This window comes from Geodermatophilus sp. FMUSA9-8 (genome assembly GCF_037034165.1).
GTDB classification, from domain to species: Bacteria; Actinomycetota; Actinomycetes; order Mycobacteriales; family Geodermatophilaceae; genus Geodermatophilus; species Geodermatophilus nigrescens.
In genome coordinates this window covers 1-1,476 of record NZ_JBAGKE010000021.1, presented here as the reverse complement: position 1 = coordinate 1,476, position 1,476 = coordinate 1, and the positions used below count along the sequence as shown (strand labels likewise).

Below are 1,476 nucleotides of genomic sequence, written 5' to 3'. Positions count from 1 at the left end.
ATACAGGGTGAGGCCTGACGCATAGCCGAATGAGGCGAATCCGATGATCCTATGCTGCCGAGAAAAGCCTCTAGCGAGTTCCGAGCGGCCCGTACCCCAAACCAACTCAGGTGGTCAGGTAGAGAATACCGAGGCGATCGAGCGAACTGTGGTTAAGGAACTCGGCAAAATGCCCCCGTAACTTCGGGAGAAGGGGGGCCGTCTACCGTCAACACTCTTGCAGTGGGCAGCGGTGGGTGGCCGCAGAGACCAGTGAGAAGCGACTGTTTACTAAAAACACAGGTCCGTGCGAAGTCGTAAGACGATGTATACGGACTGACGCCTGCCCGGTGCTGGAACGTTAAGGGGACGGGTTAGTGCACTCCGGTGTGCGAAGCTCAGAACTCAAGCGCCAGTAAACGGCGGTGGTAACTATAACCATCCTAAGGTAGCGAAATTCCTTGTCGGGTAAGTTCCGACCTGCACGAATGGCGTAACGACTTCTCAGCTGTCTCAACCACAGGCTCGGCGAAATTGCACTACGAGTAAAGATGCTCGTTACGCGCGGCAGGACGGAAAGACCCCGGGACCTTCACTACAGCTTGATATTGGTGTTCGGTTCGGCTTGTGTAGGATAGGTGGGAGACTGTGAAGCGGGCACGCCAGTGTCGGTGGAGTCGCCGTTGAAATACCACTCTGGTCGAATTGGATGTCTAACCTCGGTCCGTGATCCGGATCAGGAACAGTGTCAGGTGGGTAGTTTAACTGGGGCGGTTGCCTCCCAAAATGTAACGGAGGCGCCCAAAGGTTCCCTCAGCCTGGTTGGCAATCAGGTGTCGAGTGCAAGTGCACAAGGGAGCTTGACTGTGAGACCGACGGGTCGAGCAGGAGCGAAAGCTGGGACTAGTGACCCGGCACCGGCATGTGGAAGCGGTGTCGCTCAACGGATAAAAGGTACCCCGGGGATAACAGGCTGATCTTCCCCAAGAGTCCATATCGACGGGATGGTTTGGCACCTCGATGTCGGCTCGTCGCATCCTGGGGCTGGAGTAGGTCCCAAGGGTTGGGCTGTTCGCCCATTAAAGCGGTACGCGAGCTGGGTTTAGAACGTCGTGAGACAGTTCGGTCCCTATCCGCCGTGCGCGTAAGAGACTTGAGAAGAGCTGTCCCTAGTACGAGAGGACCGGGACGGACGAACCTCTGGTGTGCCAGTTGTACCGCCAGGTGCACTGCTGGTTGGCTACGTTCGGCAGGGATAACCGCTGAAAGCATCTAAGCGGGAAGCTCGCTTCGAGATGAGGTCTCTCACCCAGTCAATGGGGTAAGGCCCCCGCCCAGACCAGCGGGTTGATAGGCCGGAAGTGGAAGCACCGTGAGGTGTGGAGCTGACCGGTACTAACAGGCCGAGGGCTTGACCACACACCATCCCCACAAACATGTGGCAGGTTGAAGAAGTCACGCGTCCACTGTGCAGCTCTGAACGCCCAACCCAGGCAC

General features: G+C 57.5%; 1 rRNA gene. It reads left to right on the top strand.

The features are described from left to right. Positions 1-1,398 (top strand): 23S ribosomal RNA (locus WA616_RS24340); the annotation flags it as partial. Between the last annotated feature and the right edge of the window lie 78 nt (positions 1,399-1,476).